Origin of the sequence: Acidovorax facilis, from assembly GCF_023913775.1 — a bacterium.
GTDB classification, from domain to species: domain Bacteria; phylum Pseudomonadota; class Gammaproteobacteria; order Burkholderiales; family Burkholderiaceae_C; genus Acidovorax; species Acidovorax facilis.
Genome location: NZ_JAMXAX010000267.1, coordinates 1 through 1,762, shown reverse-complemented (window position 1 = coordinate 1,762; position 1,762 = coordinate 1). Strand labels below are relative to the sequence as shown.

2 protein-coding genes are annotated in these 1,762 nt (G+C 70.0%); both read right to left on the bottom strand.

Features of this window, described 5'->3' with window-relative positions:
- Positions 1–591, bottom strand: a 591-nt coding sequence (locus tag NFX52_RS30040; RefSeq protein WP_252635995.1) for a SulP family inorganic anion transporter, incomplete at its 3' end; no start/stop codon positions are given.
- A gap of 168 nt (positions 592–759) precedes the next feature.
- Complete coding sequence (gene ypfJ, locus NFX52_RS30035) at positions 760–1,632, bottom strand: KPN_02809 family neutral zinc metallopeptidase (RefSeq protein WP_121422587.1); 873 nt, start codon at positions 1,630–1,632, stop codon at positions 760–762.
- Positions 1,633–1,762 lie beyond the last annotated feature (130 nt).

Genomic DNA, 1,762 nt, shown 5'->3' with positions numbered 1-1,762 from the left:
CAGCCCCGGCATGCGGGGCCAGCGCCAGCGCAACGCCCAGGCCAGCCCCACCACGGCGAGCGCCGCCAGCAGGTGCCAGCCGGTGCGGGCGTTCCACAGGGCGTCGCCCCCCGCGCCAAAGCCGTTGCGCACCTGGCCCACCACCATCGACAGCCCCACCCCGGCCGCAAAACCATGCGTCACCGAAACGGGCAGAAACCGCGCCACCGAGGCCAGCCGCAGCACCCCCAGCAGCCACTGAAAAACAAACGCCAGCGCCACCGTGGCCCCGCTCACGGCCAGCACCTGGCGCGCACTCAGGCCCAGCGCAGGGGCTGCGCCATGGGCGGTGGCCAGCACGGCCGCAAACAGCAGCGCCACCACCGTGGTGGGCGCGTAGACCACCCCGGCGCGTGGCACCACCAGCGTGAGCAGTAGGCCCGGCAGGGCCGCCGACCACAGCGCCAGCGCTGCGAGGGAATGGTCGGCCGCCAGCGGCGCAAAAGCCAGCAGGCCCAGGCCGACGGCATGCGGCACCGTGACCGCCGCCGCCGACCACGCGGCGGCGATGCCCGGCGACCGGAGAGGCTGCAGGGACTCAGCAGGGGACATCTCGGTTCTCCATAGCGCCGCAGGTCACCCACACCCCACAAAACCGGCGCGGCCCATGCCCGGGCAGCCGCGCAAGGGCCGCCCCGCCGCGCTGGCTGCGTCCCCCTGCCCGCAACGCGCAGTGTTGCGAGAGCGGGGGGAAGCCGCGAAGCGGCTCAGGGGGGTGTTTCAAAGACTCCGCGCCGCGAAGGTATCGCAGGCTTTGACGCTGCCATTCTGCAGCCCGTTGTGAAACCAGCGCTGCCGCTGAGCACTGGTGCCGTGGGTGAAGCTTTCGGGCACCACCGCCCCGCCGCTCGAGCGCTGCAGGGCGTCGTCGCCGATCTTGGCCGCTGCGTTCATGGCCTCTTCCACATCGCCCTGCTCCAGAATCTGGCGCGCATTCTGCGCATGGTGTGCCCACACCCCGGCAAAACAATCGGCCTGCAGCTCCAGCCGCACCGAGAGCGCGTTGTACTCTGCCTTGCTCACGCGGCCACGCATCTGGTCCACCTTGCCGCTGATGCCCAGCTGGTTCTGCACATGGTGGCCCACCTCGTGGGCAATCACATAAGCCTGGGCAAAATCGCCCGGCGCGCCCAGACGGTTCTTGAGGGTTTCATAAAAGCCCAGGTCGATGTAGACCTTCTGGTCCGCCGGGCAGTAGAACGGGCCCATCGCCGCCTGCCCGGTGCCGCAAGCCGTGGCCGTAGCGCCCCGAAACAGCACCAGACGTGGCTCCTGGTAGGTGCCGCCACCCTGGCGGAACACGGCCTGCCACACGTCTTCGGTATCGGCCAGAACGGTCGATACAAAACGGGCCATGGTGTCGTCGGCCGGGGGGCGCTGGGCAGGCCCCTGCGACTGCACCTGCGCAGGTGGCCCGCCGCCACTGAGGAGCCCCAGGATCGTCAGCGGATTGATGCCCAGCACCCACCCGCCCACCAGTGCGATGACGATGGTGCCGATGCCAATGCTGCGCCCTCCGAAAATCGGCGAGCCGCCGCCCCCACCGCGCCGGTCTTCCACATTGTCCGACTCGCGATTGCCTTCCCATTTCATGCCGTATCTCCAGCGCCCTCACCGTGCGGAGGGCATGGCGCATATTACGCGCGGTGCAGGAACCGGAGGGGCCGATTACGATGGCCTGCCTGTCGGCGCCCGCTGGCACGATTCCCCCCTTCCACGCCCC

Bases quoted from the DNA above. Each gene is read 5' to 3' on its own strand.
- ypfJ (WP_121422587.1), bottom strand. From the start codon at position 1,632: ATGAAATGGGAAGGCAATCGCGAGTCGGACAATGTGGAAGACCGGCGC.